At 62.6% G+C, this 17,343-nt stretch carries 19 protein-coding genes and 1 tRNA gene; 8 read left to right on the top strand and 12 right to left on the bottom strand.

The genetic code is table 11. From position 1 onward, the window contains the following. The first annotated feature begins 16 nt into the window (after positions 1–16). From FQP90_RS16310 to FQP90_RS16290, 5 genes are read left to right on the top strand one after another with little or no spacing between them, the layout of a single operon-like run. Positions 17–1,210 carry a sensor histidine kinase gene (locus tag FQP90_RS16310; RefSeq protein WP_144652127.1) on the top strand — a complete coding sequence of 398 codons (1,194 nt, stop codon included), beginning with the start codon at positions 17–19 and terminating at the stop codon, positions 1,208–1,210. Positions 1,211–1,231: 21 nt separating this feature from the next. Then, positions 1,232–1,951 (top strand): LytR/AlgR family response regulator transcription factor, encoded by a 720-nt coding sequence (locus FQP90_RS16305; protein WP_144652126.1) that lies wholly within the window; start codon positions 1,232–1,234, stop codon positions 1,949–1,951. Further along, positions 1,948–2,310, top strand: a complete 363-nt coding sequence (locus FQP90_RS16300; RefSeq protein ID WP_144652125.1) for a DUF485 domain-containing protein — start codon at positions 1,948–1,950, stop codon at positions 2,308–2,310. The genes FQP90_RS16305 and FQP90_RS16300 overlap by 4 nt, the downstream gene beginning before the upstream one ends. Continuing rightward, positions 2,307–3,773, top strand: a complete 1,467-nt coding sequence (locus FQP90_RS16295) for a sodium/solute symporter (protein WP_144652124.1) — start codon at positions 2,307–2,309, stop codon at positions 3,771–3,773. Before FQP90_RS16300 ends, FQP90_RS16295 begins: the two co-directional genes overlap by 4 nt. A 49-nt stretch (positions 3,774–3,822) precedes the next feature. Then, a complete protein-coding gene (locus FQP90_RS16290; protein WP_144652123.1) occupies positions 3,823–4,515 on the top strand; it encodes a hypothetical protein in 693 nt (230 codons plus the stop codon). A 13-nt stretch (positions 4,516–4,528) separates the two neighbouring features. Here FQP90_RS16290 and FQP90_RS16285 read toward each other — a convergent pair whose 3' ends face one another. From FQP90_RS16285 to rpsB, 6 genes are all read right to left on the bottom strand, one after another. Continuing rightward, positions 4,529–5,113, bottom strand: coding sequence for a DivIVA domain-containing protein (locus tag FQP90_RS16285; RefSeq protein ID WP_144652122.1), 585 nt, complete (start codon positions 5,111–5,113; stop codon positions 4,529–4,531). Between the two features lie 21 nt (positions 5,114–5,134). After that, the gene (locus FQP90_RS16280; protein WP_144652121.1) at positions 5,135–6,070 is read right to left on the bottom strand and encodes a phosphatidate cytidylyltransferase; all 936 of its coding nucleotides are present in this window, start codon (positions 6,068–6,070) and stop codon (positions 5,135–5,137) included. After that, the gene (gene frr / locus FQP90_RS16275; protein ID WP_026541491.1) at positions 6,070–6,627 is read right to left on the bottom strand and encodes a ribosome recycling factor; all 558 of its coding nucleotides are present in this window, start codon (positions 6,625–6,627) and stop codon (positions 6,070–6,072) included. Before frr ends, FQP90_RS16280 begins: the two co-directional genes overlap by 1 nt. A gap of 117 nt (positions 6,628–6,744) precedes the next feature. Then, a complete protein-coding gene (gene pyrH / locus FQP90_RS16270; protein WP_144652120.1) occupies positions 6,745–7,482 on the bottom strand; it encodes a UMP kinase in 738 nt (245 codons plus the stop codon). Positions 7,483–7,604: 122 nt separating this feature from the next. Further along, positions 7,605–8,441, bottom strand: coding sequence for a translation elongation factor Ts (tsf, locus tag FQP90_RS16265; RefSeq protein WP_011774217.1), 837 nt, complete (start codon positions 8,439–8,441; stop codon positions 7,605–7,607). Positions 8,442–8,562: 121 nt separating this feature from the next. Then, a complete protein-coding gene (gene rpsB, locus FQP90_RS16260) occupies positions 8,563–9,432 on the bottom strand; it encodes a 30S ribosomal protein S2 (protein ID WP_144652119.1) in 870 nt (289 codons plus the stop codon). A gap of 406 nt (positions 9,433–9,838) precedes the next feature. Here rpsB and FQP90_RS16255 point away from each other — a divergent pair, with 406 nt between their 5' ends. Then, a complete protein-coding gene (locus tag FQP90_RS16255) occupies positions 9,839–10,345 on the top strand; it encodes a M23 family metallopeptidase (protein WP_144652118.1) in 507 nt (168 codons plus the stop codon). 40 nt (positions 10,346–10,385) lie between these two features. On the opposite strand, the gene FQP90_RS16250 is transcribed toward FQP90_RS16255, so the two are convergent. The 6 genes from FQP90_RS16250 to FQP90_RS16225 form a co-directional block, all read right to left on the bottom strand. Next, complete coding sequence (locus FQP90_RS16250; protein ID WP_144652117.1) at positions 10,386–11,576, bottom strand: acyl-CoA dehydrogenase family protein; 1,191 nt, start codon at positions 11,574–11,576, stop codon at positions 10,386–10,388. Positions 11,577–11,771: 195 nt separating this feature from the next. Then, positions 11,772–11,845 (bottom strand) — tRNA-Ile (locus FQP90_RS16245). 84 nt (positions 11,846–11,929) lie between these two features. After that, positions 11,930–13,126, bottom strand: a complete 1,197-nt coding sequence (locus tag FQP90_RS16240; protein ID WP_144652116.1) for a glycosyltransferase — start codon at positions 13,124–13,126, stop codon at positions 11,930–11,932. Between the two features lie 107 nt (positions 13,127–13,233). Then, positions 13,234–14,139 (bottom strand): DMT family transporter, encoded by a 906-nt coding sequence (locus FQP90_RS16235; RefSeq protein ID WP_144652115.1) that lies wholly within the window; start codon positions 14,137–14,139, stop codon positions 13,234–13,236. Continuing rightward, positions 14,139–14,762: a CDP-alcohol phosphatidyltransferase family protein gene (locus FQP90_RS16230; protein WP_144652114.1), complete on the bottom strand. Its 624-nt coding sequence runs from the start codon at positions 14,760–14,762 to the stop codon at positions 14,139–14,141. Before FQP90_RS16230 ends, FQP90_RS16235 begins: the two co-directional genes overlap by 1 nt. A gap of 46 nt (positions 14,763–14,808) precedes the next feature. Then, on the bottom strand, positions 14,809–15,657 hold the full coding sequence (locus FQP90_RS16225) for a phage holin family protein (protein ID WP_144652113.1): 849 nt from the start codon (positions 15,655–15,657) through the stop codon (positions 14,809–14,811). 172 nt (positions 15,658–15,829) lie between these two features. On the opposite strand from FQP90_RS16225, the gene FQP90_RS16220 reads away from it, so the two are divergent. Then, positions 15,830–17,059: a multidrug effflux MFS transporter gene (locus FQP90_RS16220; RefSeq protein ID WP_144652112.1), complete on the top strand. Its 1,230-nt coding sequence runs from the start codon at positions 15,830–15,832 to the stop codon at positions 17,057–17,059. A 55-nt stretch (positions 17,060–17,114) separates the two neighbouring features. Beyond that, a complete protein-coding gene (locus FQP90_RS16215) occupies positions 17,115–17,294 on the top strand; it encodes a glycine zipper domain-containing protein (protein ID WP_144652111.1) in 180 nt (59 codons plus the stop codon). Positions 17,295–17,343 lie beyond the last annotated feature (49 nt).

Below are 17,343 nucleotides of genomic sequence, written 5' to 3'. Positions count from 1 at the left end.
CCGCTACGCTGGCCTTATGCCGGACTCCCCACTTTTTACTGCAGCCGCGATCGCCGTGATCGTGCTGGCCATCGCCGTCGTCGTGGGTGTTGGCCTGAAGGTGATCCGTTCGTTCCGCGACCTTGGCACGGACGCCGAACGTGCAACGTACAACACGCTGCACGCTGCATCCCGGGCGGGGCAGCATCTCAGGGGCGGCCTCCAACCTGCCGGCGCAGCCAAGGCGAGCAAACAACTGCGCGCGCTGCTCGCGTGTGAGGCCCTGGCCATCACCGACACGGACGCCGTGCTCGCCTGGGACGGTGCCGGCGAGGAACTCCGGCCTTCACTGATGCGGCTGGCTGCCGAGGTGCTGGCCACCGGGCGCACGGCAGTGGTGCCCCACGCAGGGAATCCGCACCATGAAAAAGCCGAGCACGATTTCAGTGCCGTCATAGCGCCGATCAGGGCCGGGTCCAGGGTGGTTGGCTCCGTGGCCGCACTGGCACCCGCTGCGGGAGCGGGGCTGGTGAGGGCCACCACCGAGGTGGCGGACTGGATTGCCGCGCAGCTGGAATTGGCGGAACTCGAGGCCTCACGGACGCTCCTGATGGAAGCGGAAGTCAGGGCATTGCGTGCCCAGATCAGTCCACACTTCATCTACAACTCGTTGAACGCGATTGCCTCGTTCATCAACACGGATCCGGCCCGGGCCCGTGAGCTCGTGGTGGAGTTTGCCGACTTCACGCGCTATTCGTTCAGGCGGCACGGCGACTTCACTACTGTGGCGGAAGAACTGCGCTGCATCGACCGCTACCTGCTGCTGGAACGGGCCCGGTTCGGCGAACGCGTGCAGGTCAGCTTGCGGATCGCTCCCGAGGTCCTCAGCACGGTCATTCCGTTCCTCAGCCTCCAACCGCTGGTGGAGAACGCGGTCCGCCACGGGTTGGAGGCCAAAGAGGGGCCGGGACACATCACCATTTGCGCCAACGATTCCGGCGCCTTCGCTGAAGTCACCATCGAAGACGACGGCGTGGGCATGGACCCGGAACACCTGCGCTCGGTGCTCGCCGGACATACCGACGGCGACCATGTGGGACTCCGCAACGTGGACGCCCGGCTTCGGCAGGTTTACGGGGACGAACACGGACTCGTGATCGATACAGCCCCGGGCGAAGGAACCCTGATCACCATGCGGGTCCCCAAGTCCCAGCCGGGCCACGACGCCTGACGTGCCGGTTAGTCTTTATTCATGATCAACGTGCTCGTCGCTGATGACGAACTTCCCGCCGTGGAAGAGCTCGCTTTCCTGCTGGGCAGGGATGAGCGGATCGGCACCATTCACCGGGCGTCGTCCGGAGCCGAGGCGCTGCGGACATTGGAAACAGAGTCCGTGGACGCCGTTTTCCTCGACATCCACATGCCGGCCCTTTCAGGCTTGGACATAGCACGTGCCATATCGCGCAGCACCAGCCCTCCCGCCGTCGTGTTCGTCACCGCCGACGAAGACTGTGCGCTGGAAGCCTTCGACCTCGCCGCCATCGACTACCTGCTCAAGCCGCTCCGGGCGGAACGGCTCTCCCGCTCCGTGGACCGGATCAGCGAGCTCATCAAGGACGGAACTCCCGCGCCGGAAATGATCACGGTGGACCTCGGCAGTACCACCCGCATGATCCGCCGCGACGATGTCACGTATGTGCAAGCACAAGGCGACTACGCCCGGTTGCACACTGCCGAGGCCAGCTATCTCATCCGGGTGCCCCTCAGTGACCTGGAACAGAAATGGGCGGAGGCGGGGTTCATTCGAATCCACCGCTCATATCTCATCGCACTGAACCACGTGCAGCACCTCAAGCTCTCCGCAACCGGCCCCAGCGTAGCCGTGGCGGGAGCTGAACTGCCCATCAGCCGACGCCATCTTCCCTCCGTCAGGGACAAGCTGCAGTCCACCCGCATCCGGCCGCAAGGATGACTCGTGTCCGCGTCACGGCACCGCGCCAATCGGCCACCGCAGCTCCGGGCCGGTTGCCGTACCCACGCGAGGTGCCCGAGGACTCCGACGCCGGCCGGGTCTTTATCCGCTCGCTGATCCGCTCACAGTTGCGCCTGGCATTGGTGGTGGCCTGCGGCTTCCTGGTCATCCTTACAGTGCTCGCGCTGATCCTCGTGTACGGACCGGGCGTTGCAGAAACCCGGGTCCTTGGCATTCCCCTGGTCTGGCTGGTGCTTGGCGTTGGAATCTACCCGGTGATTGGCTTGAGTGCCTGGCTTTACACCCGCGCCGCCGCCCGCAACGAGGCCCGCTACCGGGACCTTGTGGAGGACAAATGAATCCCGCCGTCGGCCTGTTCGCGTTTATTGCCGTATCCATCGCGACGGCGGTTATTGGCTTCTATGGTTTGCGCATCTCCCGCACTACCGGCGACTTCTACGTCGCCTCGCGTACGGTCCCGCCGTGGTGGAACGCCTCGGCGATCGGTGGAGAGTACCTGTCCGCCGCCAGCTTCCTCGGAGTCGCAGGGTTGATCCTGCTCTCCGGAACCGATGCCCTCTGGTTTCCTATCGGCTACACCGCCGGTTATCTGATGCTGTTGTTGTTTGTTGCCGCTCCACTGCGGCGCTCCGGGGCTTACACCATCCCGGATTTCACCGAAGCACGGCTGGACTCGAAACTAGTCCGTCGCGTGACCAGCTTGGTGGTGGTGGCCGTGGGGTGGCTGTACATCGTCCCGCAACTCCACGGCGCCGCGCTCACCATCCGGATCACCACGGGTTTGCCTTCGTGGGTAGGTTCGACGGCGGTAGTCCTGGTCGTGTGCCTCACGGTAGTGGCAGGTGGCATGCGCTCCATAACCTTTGTCCAAGCCTTCCAATACTGGCTGAAGCTGACTGCACTGGCTGTGCCCGTGGTCTTCGTGCTGCTGGTACTGGCAGGCAATGGTACTCAGCCGCAGGCTGCACTCCCGGTCAATCCGACCAGCCAGGCCGCTGCGGGCGCGTATCAACACATCTCGCTTCTGGTGGCGTTACTGTTTGGAACCCTGGGTTTGCCCCACGTGTTGGTGAGGTTCTACACCAACCCTGACGGGCAGTCGGCGCGCCGGACCACGCTTATTGTGCTGGGACTGCTCTCGGTCTTCTACCTGTTCCCCACAGTCTCCGGTGCGCTGGGAAGAATGTTCGCTCCTGAACTGGCTCAGTCCGGGCAAGCCGACGCCCTGGTGCTGCTGTTGCCCGGAAAGCTGGTGGGCGGGACGGCCGGCGATCTGTTGTCTGCCTTGGTGGTTGCCGGAGCGTTCGCCGCGTTCCTGTCCACCACCTCCGGGCTGGTGGTGTCGCTGTCCGGCGTCATCAGCCAGGACCTCTTTGGCGGAAGCGTGAGGGGCTTCCGCCTCGCTGCGGTGCTCGCCGCCGTCGTACCTTTGGGTTTTGCTTTCATGACCGACACCCTGGCCCTGGCCGGCAGTGTTGGCTTGGTCTTCGCGTTCACGGCCTCCACTATTTGCCCGGTTTTGCTCCTGGGGATTTGGTGGCGGGGGCTGACGGACGCCGGTGCCATTGCGGGCATGCTGACCGGGGCCCTGCTTTGTGGAGGTGCCATGGTGGTCGGGACCTTGATGGGGCCGGCGAACGCCCCCGCATGGCTTGCCCAGCCCGCGGCCTGGAGCGTCCCGGCCGCATTCGCTGTGACGGTTGCCGTCTCCATGGTGACGAAGAACCGTGTGCCCGCCTCGGTGAACCGCGTGATGTCCCGTCTGCATGTCCCGGAGCGCCCGGTGGTGACCGAGCGATAGCAGGCGGCCGCCTGTTGTGACCGAATCCGCCAGGGTGGACAATGTCGCCATGTCAGAGGAACCGGGCGCAACCAACCCTGAACCGCCTGCGCCTCCGGCGGAGCTGTCGCCCAGCGTCCGTGCCCAGTTATTGGCTACGGAACATTGGAGCCTGCTGGCCTCGCGAAGCACCACCCAGGGCGAAGTCCTCACCCGCATCAGCATGTTCCTGACTTTTACCTCGGCGAGTTTGCTAAGCGTGGCCTTGGTGGGTAACGCCACCCAGTTCTCGGATGCGTTCAGGGCCTTCGCCCTGACCATCCTGAGCATCGATGTGGTGGTTGGGCTGCTCACGCATATCCGCGTCATGAGCGTAGGCATGGAAGACCTCATGTATGTCATTGCCATGAACCGCCTGAGGGCTGCCTACGTGGATCTCGATCCGGGCGTTGCCCCATACCTTATGGCCGCCTACACCGACGACGAGGAAGGGGCGAAAAAGACCTACTACTTCCTGGGAGGCCGAAAGGACTTCAGCCAAGTAGCCGGAAGCAGCATGGTATTCATGGGAACCGTCAACGCAGCCCTGATAGCGCTCCTGGTGGGATCGGCACTGCTGGCTGCCGCGGTTCCGGTGCCGTTGGCAGTGGGTGTGGCCGTGGTGGCTGCACTGGCGTTCTTCGGCACATCCTTGGCTCGCGGCAGGCGCCGTTACCTTGACGTATGGAAGAACAATCCGCCGCGGTCCCCCACACAGCGATAGTCCGCGCAGCGAACTAGTCGATCGCCGCCATGAGTTCCACGACGCGTGCCAGGAAGGCGTCCACCTGGGCTTCTTCGTAGCCCTCATCGCCTTTGGCAGCACGGAAGACGGCGCGGCGGACGGCGTCCACGCTCAAGGGCTGATCGTGCTCAAGGTATCCGATCAAGTCGGCGCACAGGGCATCGACGTCCTGGACGTTGTAACTGCGCGCCCGTTTCTTGGATGGTCGGCGGAAACGCTCACCGTCGGGGCGGTGAAGCCTGCCACGCAGGATGCCGGAGAGCTTGCCAATCTGGCGCAGCCAGGCCTCTTCGCCTTGTTGACTGACCAGATCGTCACGTTCACGGCGAGCGAAGGCGTCCTCCAGGCGGTCCAATGCGGCATCCACGCTCTGAGCGTCATAGCCACCCTTGACGGGGTCGAAAGCCACGTCCCGGACATCGACGCTGGCCACTTGGTCTGCCGTGCCAACGGGATTTTCAAACGACGTCCTGGCGCGCTGGAGGAACTCGTCCACCTGTTTGGCGTTGTAGCCGTACTTGCTGCGCTCCACGCGGTCGAATGTTGCGGGAATCTGGCGTTGAATATCCACTGCCACTAATTTTCCTTCATTGGGTTGTCAGACGCCGCTCAGCAGCGCGAACAGAACATAGGCTACAGGGGCCGCGAAGACAATGGAGTCCAGTCTGTCCATCACGCCGCCATGGCCGGGAAGGATGCTGCTCATGTCCTTGACGCCAAGCTCGCGCTTGACCATGGACTCGGCGAGGTCTCCAGCGGTGGCTGCGGCCACCATGCCAACGGCCAGGATCAGCCCCACCCACCAGGGCTTGTCGAGCAGGAAGATGCAGGCCAGGACACCAATGACCATGGCCCCGCCGACAGATCCCGCGAAGCCCTCCCAAGACTTCTTCGGGCTGATCTTGGGCGCCATGGGGTGCTTACCGAACGAGGCGCCCACGATGTATCCGAACGTGTCATTCGAGACGACCAGCAGCAACATCGATGCAATCTGCCATGCGCCATCGGGGATGCCGTTCGGCCAGAAGCCGATGGGGGTGGCCCCTCCTGTGGCGTGCAACGGCAGGGCCGCGAAACTGATGAGGAACGGAATCCACGCCAGGGTGAAAACCCCGGCAAAGACGCTGCGCGGCGCCCCCGCGGCACTCTCGATGGAACGCCACAGCAGAACGGCTACGGAGCTCGCCGTCATGGTGAACAGCAGACCTTCCAGGCCGCCGAAGTAGGCAGATACCGGCATCACCAAGCTGCCGATCATCACGGGAATGATCGGCATCCGGGTGCCCTGGGCCTCAAGCGCCCGAAAAACTTCCCAGACACCCAGCACCGCAAAGGCAGTGGTGAGGAGGACGAATCCCAGCGGGAGGAAAAGCAATCCTCCCAGGACGGCCAGGAGCATGGAAAGCCCGACGCCGATGGCCGCCGGAAGGTTCCGGCCCGCCTTGGGTGTGGGGTTCTCCCGCACGCGCCTGGCGCGTTTGGGGGTATCGCGTGTCGGGACCCGCTCAGCGGGCGCCGGCTCAGCCTGGTTCATCAGACCTCGAGCAGCTCGGCTTCCTTGCGCTTGAGCAGCTCGTCGATGCTGTCGACGTGCTGCTTGGTGAGGGCGTCGAGTTCCTTCTCGGCGCGTGCGCCTTCATCCTCGCCGGCTTCGCCGTCCTTGACGAGCTTGTCCAGGGTGTCCTTGGCCTTGCGACGGATGCTGCGGATGGAGACCTTTGCGTCTTCACCCTTGCCCTTGACGATCTTCACGTATTCCTTGCGGCGCTCCTTGGTGAGCTCCGGGATGGTCACGCGGATAACGTTGCCGTCGTTGGACGGGTTGGCGCCAACCTCGGAGTCGCTCAGGGCTTTCTCGATGTCACGCAGTGCGGTTTTGTCGTAAGGCGTGATGAGAATGGTCCGGGCGTCGGGCACACCGAAGGATGCCAGCTGCTGGAGCGGAGTGGGTGTGCCGTAGTACTCGACGATCACCTTGTTGTAGAGACCGGGGTTCGCCCGGCCCGTACGGATCGTGGCGAAATCGTCCTTGGCTACCTCAACCGCCTTGTCCATCTTCTCGCCGGCTTCGAGCAAGGTCTCTTCGATCACGGGTTTCTCCTCAGAAAATAGTTGCCGCCCAACTGCAGGCCGCAATGCACGGTAAAGAAATGCACAGTAAAGATCCGCCATGGGAGGCGGACGGTCCTAGAAATATCCTAGCCCTTGCTAGGGAGTAACCAGGGTTCCCAGCGTTTCGCCGAGGATGGCACGGGTAACGTTGCCTTCGCCTTCCATGCCAAAGACCACCATGGAGAGGTTGTTGTCCTTGCACATGGTCATGGCTGTCTGGTCCATGACCCGGATGTCGCGGCGCAGGGCGTCGTCGTAGCTGAGGACATCCAGCTTCTCGGCGGTGGGGTCCTTCTTGGGATCGGCGGTGTAGACGCCGTCCACACCGCTCTTGGCCATCAGGACGACGTCCGCGTGGACTTCAAGCGCACGCTGGGCGGCTACGGTGTCGGTGGAGAAATAGGGCAGGCCAGCGCCAGCGCCGAAGATGACGACGCGGCCCTTTTCCATGTGGCGGATAGCGCGCCGCGGGATGTAGGCCTCAGCTACCTGGCCCATGGTGATAGCGCTCTGGACGCGGGTTTCAACTCCGGCCTGCTCGAGGAAGTCCTGCAGGGCGAGGCAGTTCATTACTGTGCCCAGCATGCCCATGTAATCGGCGCGGGAGCGGTCCATGCCGCTCTGGGACAACTCTGCTCCGCGGAAGAAGTTTCCGCCGCCTACGACGATGGCGACTTCGACGTCGGACACGGCTGCCGCGATCTGCTTGGCAATGGCCCGGACGGTCTCGGGATCGACGCCGAGCTTACCTCCGCCGATGACTTCGCCGGAAAGTTTCAGAAGTACACGTCGACGGGTCTTCTCGGGCTGGATTGCAGTGTTGACGGTTTCCATGGTGCCTTCCCGTTGGTGGACTCTGGCTAGATTATCGTGCTGTGGGTCCGCGCAGGTACTGCCCCGGACGGGTGCATGAAAAAGGGGCGGCCACCGAAGTGACCACCCCTTTTCATGAATTACTAGTTTCCGACGCGGAAACGGGTTACTGCGGTTGCCTTGACGCCGGCTTCTTCGAGGACCTGTGCAACAGTCTTCTTGGAATCCTTGGCGAATGCCTGGTCAACCAAAACTTCACCCTTGTAGAAGCCCGTTACGCGGCCTTCAACGATCTTCGAGAGAGCAGCTTCGGGCTTGCCTTCAGCCTTTGCCGTCTCTTCGGCGATGCGGCGCTCGGACTCGACCAGTTCGGCCGGGACGTCTTCGCGGGTCAGGTAGTTCGGAGCCATGGCTGCAACGTGGACAGCGATGTCGTGTGCGGCGGTTGCAGCGGCTTCGCCTTCACCGTCAACAGCGAACAGGACGCCGACCTGGGCCGGGAGATCCTTGGACGTCTTGTGCAGGTAAGCGTCAACCGTGGTGCCCTCAACGCGGGAGATGCGACGGACAACAACCTTTTCGCCGAGGACAGCGCCCTCTTCGACGACGACCTCGGACAACGGCTTGCCGTCGACCTCGGTGGCCAGCAGGGTTTCGAGGTCGGCTGCGCCGGACTCGACTGCAACGTTGAGGACCTTGTCAGCCAACTGGATGAACTTGTCAGCCTTGGCGACGAAGTCGGTCTCGCAGTTGACCTCGATCATTACGCCAACCCCACCGTTGACCTTGGCAGCAACCAAGCCTTCAGCCGTGGAACGGCCTTCGCGCTTGGTGGCACCCTTGAGGCCCTTGATGCGGATAATCTCGATGGCCTTCTCAGCGTCACCGTTGGCTTCGTCAAGAGCCTTCTTGACGTCCATCATGCCGGCGCCGGTACGCTCGCGCAGGGCCTTGATGTCAGCAGCAGTGTAGTTCGCCATGTGAACCCCTCTGTCTAGAAATTTGTGTGTTTACGGACTGACAGGACGGCAGCCCACCGTGTGAGCCGCCATCCTGTCAGTTGCCCCCGACGCTGTTTCCAGCATCAGGGAAGGTCCAGATTTACTTGGCTTCGGCTTCGCCGGCTGCAGCTTCCGTTGCTTCCGGAGCTTCTGCTGCGGGAGCTTCTGCGGCCGGAGCCTCAGCTGCTGCCGCTTCTTCAGCCTTGCTGCCTTCGAGGAGCTCGCGCTCCCACTCGGCCAGCGGCTCTTCCGGAGCTTCGGTGGTGCCGGTTGCGCGCTGGTTACGGGCGATGAGGCCCTCAGCTACGGCGTCGGCAACAACGCGGGTGAGCAGGTTGACGGAGCGGATGGCGTCGTCGTTGCCCGGGATCGGGAAGTCAACTTCGTCGGGATCGCAGTTGGTGTCCAGGATGGCAACAACCGGGATGTTCAGCTTCTTGGCTTCGTCAACAGCAAGGTGTTCCTTCTTGGTGTCAACAACCCACAGAACCGAAGGAGCCTTGGTCAGGTTGCGGATACCACCGAGGTTGGACTCAAGCTTGGTGAGTTCGCGCTTGAGGAGCAGGAGCTCCTTCTTGGTGTAAGCCGAGCCTGCGACGTCGTCGAAGTTGATCTCTTCGAGTTCCTTCATGCGCTGGATGCGCTTGGCGACGGTCTGGAAGTTGGTGAGCATACCGCCCAGCCAACGCTGGTTGACGTACGGCTGGCCAACGCGGGTAGCCTGCTCGGCAATTGCTTCCTGAGCCTGCTTCTTGGTGCCGACGAACAGGACGGTGCCGCCGTGGGCGACAGTAGCCTTGACGAACTCGTAAGCGCGGTCGATGTAGGACAGCGACTGCTGGAGGTCAATAATGTAGATGCCGTTGCGCTCCGTGAAGATGAAGCGCTTCATCTTCGGGTTCCAACGACGGGTCTGGTGTCCAAAGTGGACGCCGCTGTCAAGCAGCTGGCGCATAGTTACGACGGGCATGCCGACGCTCCTTCCGGCAGGTCATTCATGAGAGAGCCCATGGGGCTGCTCTTACCCTGCCAATAGTTGACGGTTGTTTAGCCTTTGCCCGGACGGGCGCGGCTCCTGGCATCCATTGCGCTTCTCATCCGGCGGGAGCCTGAACTCAGCCGGACCGCAAGAGGCACAATCCTCCGCAGCCTGAAGCCAAGAAGCTTCGCTGGTGGAGGGCTGGATACGCGTAGTCAGCTTGGGACCCCCACATATCTGAATGAGACATGTTCCTGAACAAGCCTGAGGGCACAGCAAACTGCTCCACCAAGTGTACTACAGCGACCCCACCGGTTTGACCGCGTGAGACCACCGGTTGTCCACATACAGGGGGCTGGGGATCCTCCTGGCTTTGCCACCAAGGCAGGCTGGGGTCATGGTCCTTTTGAAGCTCGCAGCGTCCACGATTCTTACCATTGTTGTGCTGGGTGTTGTGCTGGGCGGAACCGTCAGCTCTTCACCCACGCCCGAGGCACGGTGGCAGTGGCCTCTCTCCCCCAAGCCGGCCGTCCTGCGGACGTTCGATCCGCCTGACAAACCGTGGCTGAGCGGGCACCGCGGCGTGGACTTGGGGCCAGCGCCCGACGGCGGCCCAGTCACCGCACCGTCGGACGGCGTGGTGACCTTTGCCGGCGTCGTGGTTGATCGCCCGGTTCTGACCATCGACCACGGCGGAGACGTCCGGAGCAGTTTCGAACCCGTGACCAGCGACCTCAAGCCCGGCGACACGGTGCGGAAAGGACAGATGGTCGGCATTGTGGAGCCAGGCCATTGCGGGAGCGGCATCTGCCTGCACTGGGGCGTCCGTCGCGGCGACGAATACGTCAATCCATTGAGCTTCGTAACAGACATGAGGCCATCCATCCTTCTGCCGCTCGGCTGAGTCGCCGAGCGGCCGACAGTATTGCAGGACGGCGGGACCTCTAAACGATGGCCGAAACTCCAGTGATCGCACGCCCGGTCACCAGGGTGTTGATCTCGTGCGTGCCTTCGTAGGAGTAGATTGCCTCTGCGTCCGAGAAAATCTTCGCCATTCCGTAGTCAGTCACAATGCCATTGCCACCCAGGATGCTCCGGCCCAGGGCTACACTTTCGCGCATACGTGCGGTGGTGAACGCCTTCGCCAGGGCCGACTGCTCGTCCTTCGCCACGCCGGCATCTTCGAGTTGGGCCAGCCGCACCATCATGCCCATGGAAGCCACGGTGTTGCCGAGGATCTGCACCAGTTGATTTTGCACGAGCTGGAACGCCGCCAGCGGGCGGCCAAACTGCTGGCGTTCCACGGCGTAGCTGCGGGCGACATCGAAGGCTGCCATCTGCAGGCCTACCGCTTGCCAGGCGACGGCCAGGCGCGTGACCTTGAGGACCTTGTTGGTATCGCGGAAGCTGTTGCCGTTGGCCAGCTTGAAGAAGTCCGGTACTACCACGTTGTCCAGAACGATGTCCGCGTTCTGCACCGTGCGGAGGGAGATCTTGTTCTCGATCTTGCTGGCGGAGTAGCCGGGCAGAGTGGTGTCCACCAGGAATGCCTTGACCTGGTTATCGGCCACATCCTTGGCGTAGATGACTACCCAATCGGAGAAAGTGGCATTGCCGATCCAGCGCTTGGCGCCGTTGAGGATCCACGTGTCGCCGTCGCGCTGGGCCGTGGTGCGGGTGCCGCCGGCTACGTCGGAGCCGCCGAGCGGTTCGGTCAGGCCGAAGGCGCCGATCTTCTTCAGGGAGTAGATGTCCGGCAGCCAGGCGTCCTTCTGCTCCTGGGAAGCGAGTGCCTCGATGGAACCCGTGAAGAGGCCGTCGTGAACGCCCATGAAGGTAGCGATGGACGCATCCGCCCGGGTTACCTCTGCGTGGAGCATGCCGGCAAACAAGTTGGAGTATCCCTGCCGGCGTACCGGGCTGACCAGGTCGAGTTCGCCGAGCTTGGGGATGAGGTCCATGGGGAATTCGCCGCGGTTCCAGCAATCCACGGCGATCGGCTTGACCTCGCGAGCCAGGAAGTCACGGACCTCTGCCAAGCGGTCTTGTTCCTTGCCCGTCAGCATCTGCTCAAAGGCGTAGAAGTCGCCGTCGGCATATGGAAGGTCGGTGGCGTCGAATGCGGCGTTGGACATGTTCGCTCCTTCAAGGGTGGTCACCTGCGACCACGTCGGGACCGGGAAGGGCTGCGCTGCGCGCAGGGCGACAGGCGGCCAGGTTACCGGCGGGTAGTAAGTTACTGATCAGTAACATACCGCACTCGAGGGGGAACGCAAAAGAGCCGTGGCCGACGAAGTTATCGTCGGCCACGGCTCTTTTGCGTGAAATTGTAGGGCTACTCGGACTTGAACCGAGGACCTTAGGATTATGAGTCCCGCGCTCTAACCAGCTGAGCTATAGCCCCGTGATGCCCGGTCCGGCCGCTGCGAGGCAGCTGAACCGGGCAAAGCACTCTAGCAATACTAATAGCTAAAGAGGAGTGCTTCGGTCACACCACTTTGTCCTCGTAGGAGGCTCCGCGGTAGAGGTCCTCGAACGTCTGGAGCGTGCCGTTGATGCTGTGCGGTTCAACCATTTCGCGGCTCAGCTTTCCCATGGCCTGGAGCTCGTCCTTTGGCAGCTCCACCAGCTTGGTGATCTTCGCCGCGAGTTCGTCGCTGTCGTTGGGCGTGAACAGGTAACCGTTCTCACCGTCACGGACCAGATGAGGCAGGGCCATGGCGTTGGCGAGCAACACGGGGGTGGAAGCGGACATGGCCTCCAACGTCACCAGGGACTGAAGCTCGGCCGTGCCGGGCATGCAGAAAATATCGGCCTTGATGTAGGCCTCGCGCAGATCTTCGTCGCTCGCCAAGCCAAGGAACTTCACCCGATCCCCCAGTCCGAGCTTGGCCACCTGTGCCTCAAGGGCAGGACGGACTTCGCCGCCACCCACGATTTCCAGGTTCACGTTCAGCGCGCGGGGCGTCTTGGCTACGGCGTCGATGAGGATATTGATGTGCTTCTCTTCGGCCAGTCGGCCCACGAACAGGACGGTGGGGTTGGCATGGGGCTCGATGGTCTCCCCCGGCTGCAGCTCATAGGCTGAAGAGTCAATGCCATTGGACAGCGGCAGGACTTTACGCAGGAAGGCGTGCTGGTGCATGGCCTTTGCCGCCAGTGGCGTAGGTGTGGTGACCACGTCCGCCTGGCCCATGACCTTGCCCATGTCTTTCCACGAGATCCGGCCCACAATGTCCTTGAACCATTGCGGGAACGGAAGGAAGGGGTTCAGGTTCTCCGGCATGAAGTGGTTCGTGGCAACAATCCGGATGCCGCGCTTCACGGCCTCGTAAAGAACGTGCTCGCCGATCATGTAGTGGCTCTGGATGTGCACGACGTCGGGCTTGACCTTGTCGAACAAGAGGCTGATTTCCTTTTTGATTTCCCACGGGAAGCAAATACGGAAGTACTCGTGGGTGAAAACGCCATGGGAGCGGAGCCGGTGGACGGTGGCTTCGTCACGGAATTCGGTGTAGCTCTTGCCCGAATCCGGCCGGCAGGCCAACACGTGTACGTTGTGCCCACGTGCCGTCATCCCCTTTGCCAGGCGGTAGCCGAACTGGGCGGCACCGTTCACGTGCGGCGGGTAGGTATCCGCGGCAATCAAAATAGTGAGCGGCTTGGTGGTGTCGGGAATGGTCACGTGGAGAACTCCTGATGGTCACGGTGCGGACAGCGTTGCTTGTGGCAATGCTGCGGTGTCGCCGGGTTGCCGACCGCATCAGCGGTGGCGCAAGGTAATGATGTGCCCTAGGCCTTCCGGTTGGCAGCCGCCTTCGCGTCCTTCTTGCGTTTGGTGACTTCCGGGTGGTGCCGGCTCAGGGCAATAACCCCCACGATAGCAAGCGTTGCCGCCGCGGCCATGGCGATCGCCATCACGGCGTGGACATCGGGACGCAGCTCACCAAGGATCACAATGCCGATGGCGATGCCCACCATGGGGTCGATGACGGTCAGTCCGGCGATCACCAGGTCGGGCGGGCCGCCGGAGTAGGCGCTCTGGACGAACCAGGAACCCAGCCCTCCTGCGGCCACGATGGCGATGAGCGTGTACCACTGGACGTTGAGCAGGAACAGGCCGTTCGGATCGAGCAGGTGCTTGCCGATGATGCGCGTCAGTACTGCCACGAAACCGAACAGAACGCCCGCACCCAGAATGTAGACAAAGGCACTCATCCGGTGTTTGAACATGACGGCCAGCGTGCCGAAGATGCCCACGGCCAGGGCCAGCAGGAGGACAATGGTCAGCTCGTCCTCGGCGTTGACGTGATGGTTCTCCTGCGTGACGTTGACTGCCAGCAACACGAACAACGCCGAACCGGTGACGCAGGCGCTGATGGCCACCACGGTTGCCCTGTTGATGGTCAGTCCCTGGTCCTTGGCGTTGACCACTGTGGTGATGACCAGCGCTATGGCACCAATCGGCTGCACGACGGTGAGGGGCGCAGACACCAAGGCAATGGCGTTCATCACCATTCCGAGGGCCAGGAACAAGAGGCCGAGCATCCAGCGCGGATTACGCAGGAGCCGCAAGAACCCGTTGGAGCTCAGCGCGAGGCCGCCGGTGTCGGCTTTGACTGCGCTGCCCTGCCGTTGGGCGCCAATGGCAAGGAAGAAGGCACCTAGTACCGCGAGGAAGACCGCCAGCCAAACCATCAGCCGCGTCCGCCGTCGTCGGATTTCAGTTCTTTACCCTTGCGCAGAATGGCCCAGAAGTAGTTGTAGGCGGCAATCCAATGGCCGACCAGGCCCAATCCCAGGAAGGTCCAGGCGGCCACGAAATAGACCTCGGTCAACGGGATTGGCAGCTTGGAAAGCACCAATAAGGGGGTGCCGATCAGCAGCAACGCTGTCCGGATTTTTCCGATAATGCTCACGGGAAGGTCCGGGTGGCTGCGGAAGTAGATCAGCGAGGCAATGGCCAAGGTGGCGTCCGGCACCAAGAGCGCGGCCAAGTACCACCACTGCACGACGCCGGCAATCGCCAAGGTGACAGCCACAGCCAGGAGCGCGGCCCGGTCTGCCATGGGATCCAAGATCCGGCCCAGCTTGGACGTTTGGTCGAAGCGCCTGGCGATGTAGCCGTCAATCCAGTCAGTGCTCCCCATGATGACAAGGACCAGGACCGCGAAGCCGTACTCCTGTTCAGAAAGGACGAGCCAAACGAATAACGGGACACCCATGAAACGGAGGACCGTGAGGATGTTGGGGACGGTGAAGATGAGGTCGTGATCAACCTGTGGCCGGTCGGGGTGCGACCCAGCACCGATCAATTTCATGTTGTCCCCCTTCCTCGTCTTCTGTGTTTGGTACCGCAGATGGCTGCTACTTCTTCAGCAGCTTCCTCAGGGCAACCACGAAGACCACGGCGGCCGTGGCAAACGCTGCGAGGTCCTTCCAGCGGGCGGCAAGCCGTTCGGAAAGGCTGTCGGGTACGGAATCTCCGAGGTCTGCAAGCTTGGAGGCAGCGAATTCCTTGCCCTCCTGAAACTTGCCATTGGCGCTTTCCAGCAGGGCCTGGCCCTGCTTCTTGACGTCCAACTGCTCCCCAAGCTCGTCACGGACCCCGGTCAGGTGTTGGCGGCGCTTCTTCAGGCGCGAGCGAAGTTCAGCTTCCGTGGGGGCCTTGACGGCGTCGGCTTCCTTGGCCGCTTCCTTTGCGGCTTTCTCCGCCTTGGCCTTCTCCGCGGCGGCTTCCTTCTCAGCCTTGGCAGCCTTGGCGGCCGGCGAATTCGGATCCAGGATCGACTCGTCGAAAGCGGAGCCTTCCTTCGCTATGCCGAGATCGTGCTTGATGCCACGAATGGTGTCCTCGGGGACCAAGGGCATGGCCTTCTTGAACTTGGCGATGCCTATCAGCGAGGCGATGGCAACAATCAGCAGGAAGAACGCCGCAACGATGAGGGCTGCGAGCCAACCGGGCATGATGGTGGCCAGACCGAGGATCGCCGCCACGACCAGCGCAATCACGAGGAGTGCGAGGAAGACCAGTGCTACGCCGAAGAAGGCGCCGGCGATTCCCACCTGGGTGGCTTTGCGCTTGAGTTCCACCTTGGCCAAGGCGATTTCGTCGTTGATTTGGCGTGGAGCCAAGCGCGCAACGAGCTTGAGGGTCTTCGGCAAAGTACGAATGGCTGGTCCTTGACTGGTCCGGCCGGTGTGACGTCCACTCATGGGTTCCGCCTAACTGCTTCCTCTGGGCATCGTGTTGGGCGAACGCGGCGGAAAACGATCACCGCGGACACCTGTCCTCAAAGCTATCATTCAGGTTCCTGCTGAACTTTCGGGGCCGCACTGCGGCGCGCCTGTCATACACCCAATAAATATGATCTGGGCCATAGGATAGATGATCGTGACCTCTCCCATTGCTCCGGGCGATTCTCTGAGCCGACGCGAAAAACTTGTCTACATTCTCCTGCTGGGCGCCTTGACCGCCCTGGGACCTTTCACCATCGATCTCTATCTCCCGGCGTTTCCTGCCTTGGAGGAAAGTTTCGATGTTTCGGCTGCGGCAATCCAGCTCACACTCACCGGTACTACTGTCGGCTTCGGCCTCGGCCAATTGGTGGTGGGGCCGTTCAGCGACAAGGTGGGCCGCCGCCTGCCTTTGATCCTGGCCACAGCCGTCCACATCGGCTCGTCGCTGGGAGCCGCCCTTGCCACGGACATCGGGATGCTCTCATTGTTCCGTGTGCTCATGGGCATCGGCGCGGCCGGTGGAGGCGTAGTGGCCATGGCCATGGTCCGTGACCTCTTCCACGGCTACTCCATGGTCCGCATGTTTTCCCGGATGTCGCTGGTCAACGGCCTTGCCCCCATCCTGGCTCCGGTGATCGGCTCGCAGCTGCTGCTGGCCTTCCCCTGGCCGGGCATCTTCTATTTCCTCGCAGGGTACGGCCTGCTGGTCATCCTCGCGTCCATTTTCTTCATCCGGGAGACACTCCCCGCCGAACAGCGGGGCAAGTCCACGGTCACAGTGGGCCAACGCTACAAAACTGTCCTGAGCGACCGGATCTTCGTGGGCATGGTCATGGTGGGAAGCCTGAACTTCGGTGGCCTTTTCGCCTATCTTTCGGCCTCAACTTTCCTGTTCCAGAACATCTACGGCTTTTCCCCGCAGGAATACGGCATCCTCTTCGGCATCAACTCCTTGGGCATCGTTGCAGGCGTGCAGATCAGCTCGCGCCTGATCCGCCGCGTGGCCCCGCAATGGATCGTGGCCGGCGCAACAGTCTTCATGCTGCTGATGGCCGCCCTCATCGTCATCCTGGACCTTTTGCACGTGGGGTTGTGGGGCATCCTCATTCCGTTGTGGTTCTACATCTGCGCCACCGGCTTCATGTTCCCCTGCGTTCAGGTGTTGTCCCTTGCGAACCACGGCGCCCAAGCCGGTACGGCAGCATCGCTGCTGGGTGCGTCCCAGTTCATGATGGCCGGGATCGTGCCGCCGGTGGTCGGTTGGCTGGGTGTCAGCTCCGCTGTCCCCATGGGCTCGGTGATGGCAGTCTGCATCACTGGCGCGATCGCCGCACTGTGGTTGGTTGTCCGGCCCCGGACCGTGCCGTCCATCCACTAGCCCCACCCAGCCGCCAGCGCCGCCGGCCAACAGGGAAAGCCCGTAGGCTGTGACCATGACCAAGAAACCGCACCGCAACGGCCGCGGCCTCTTCCTCGGCGCGTTGCTCGGCGCCGTCGCAGGCGCCCTTCTCGGCCGGGCGGCCGGGAGCGCCCTGTTTGGCGCGATTTTGGGTGCAGTTATTGGGGCTGCGGTGCTGTACCGAGTGAATCCGGGCCCCTGGAAACGGGACTAAGCAGCCCCCGACGGCGGGCAGCGGCCGTCGTTAGTTTTGGAACCCTCCC

The sequence above is a fragment of the Paenarthrobacter nitroguajacolicus genome, from assembly GCF_007786235.1.
Classification (GTDB): Bacteria; Actinomycetota; Actinomycetes; order Actinomycetales; family Micrococcaceae; genus Arthrobacter; species Arthrobacter nitroguajacolicus_A.
The sequence above is the reverse complement of the archived record's forward strand: the minus strand, read 5'-3'. Positions and strand labels throughout refer to the sequence as shown.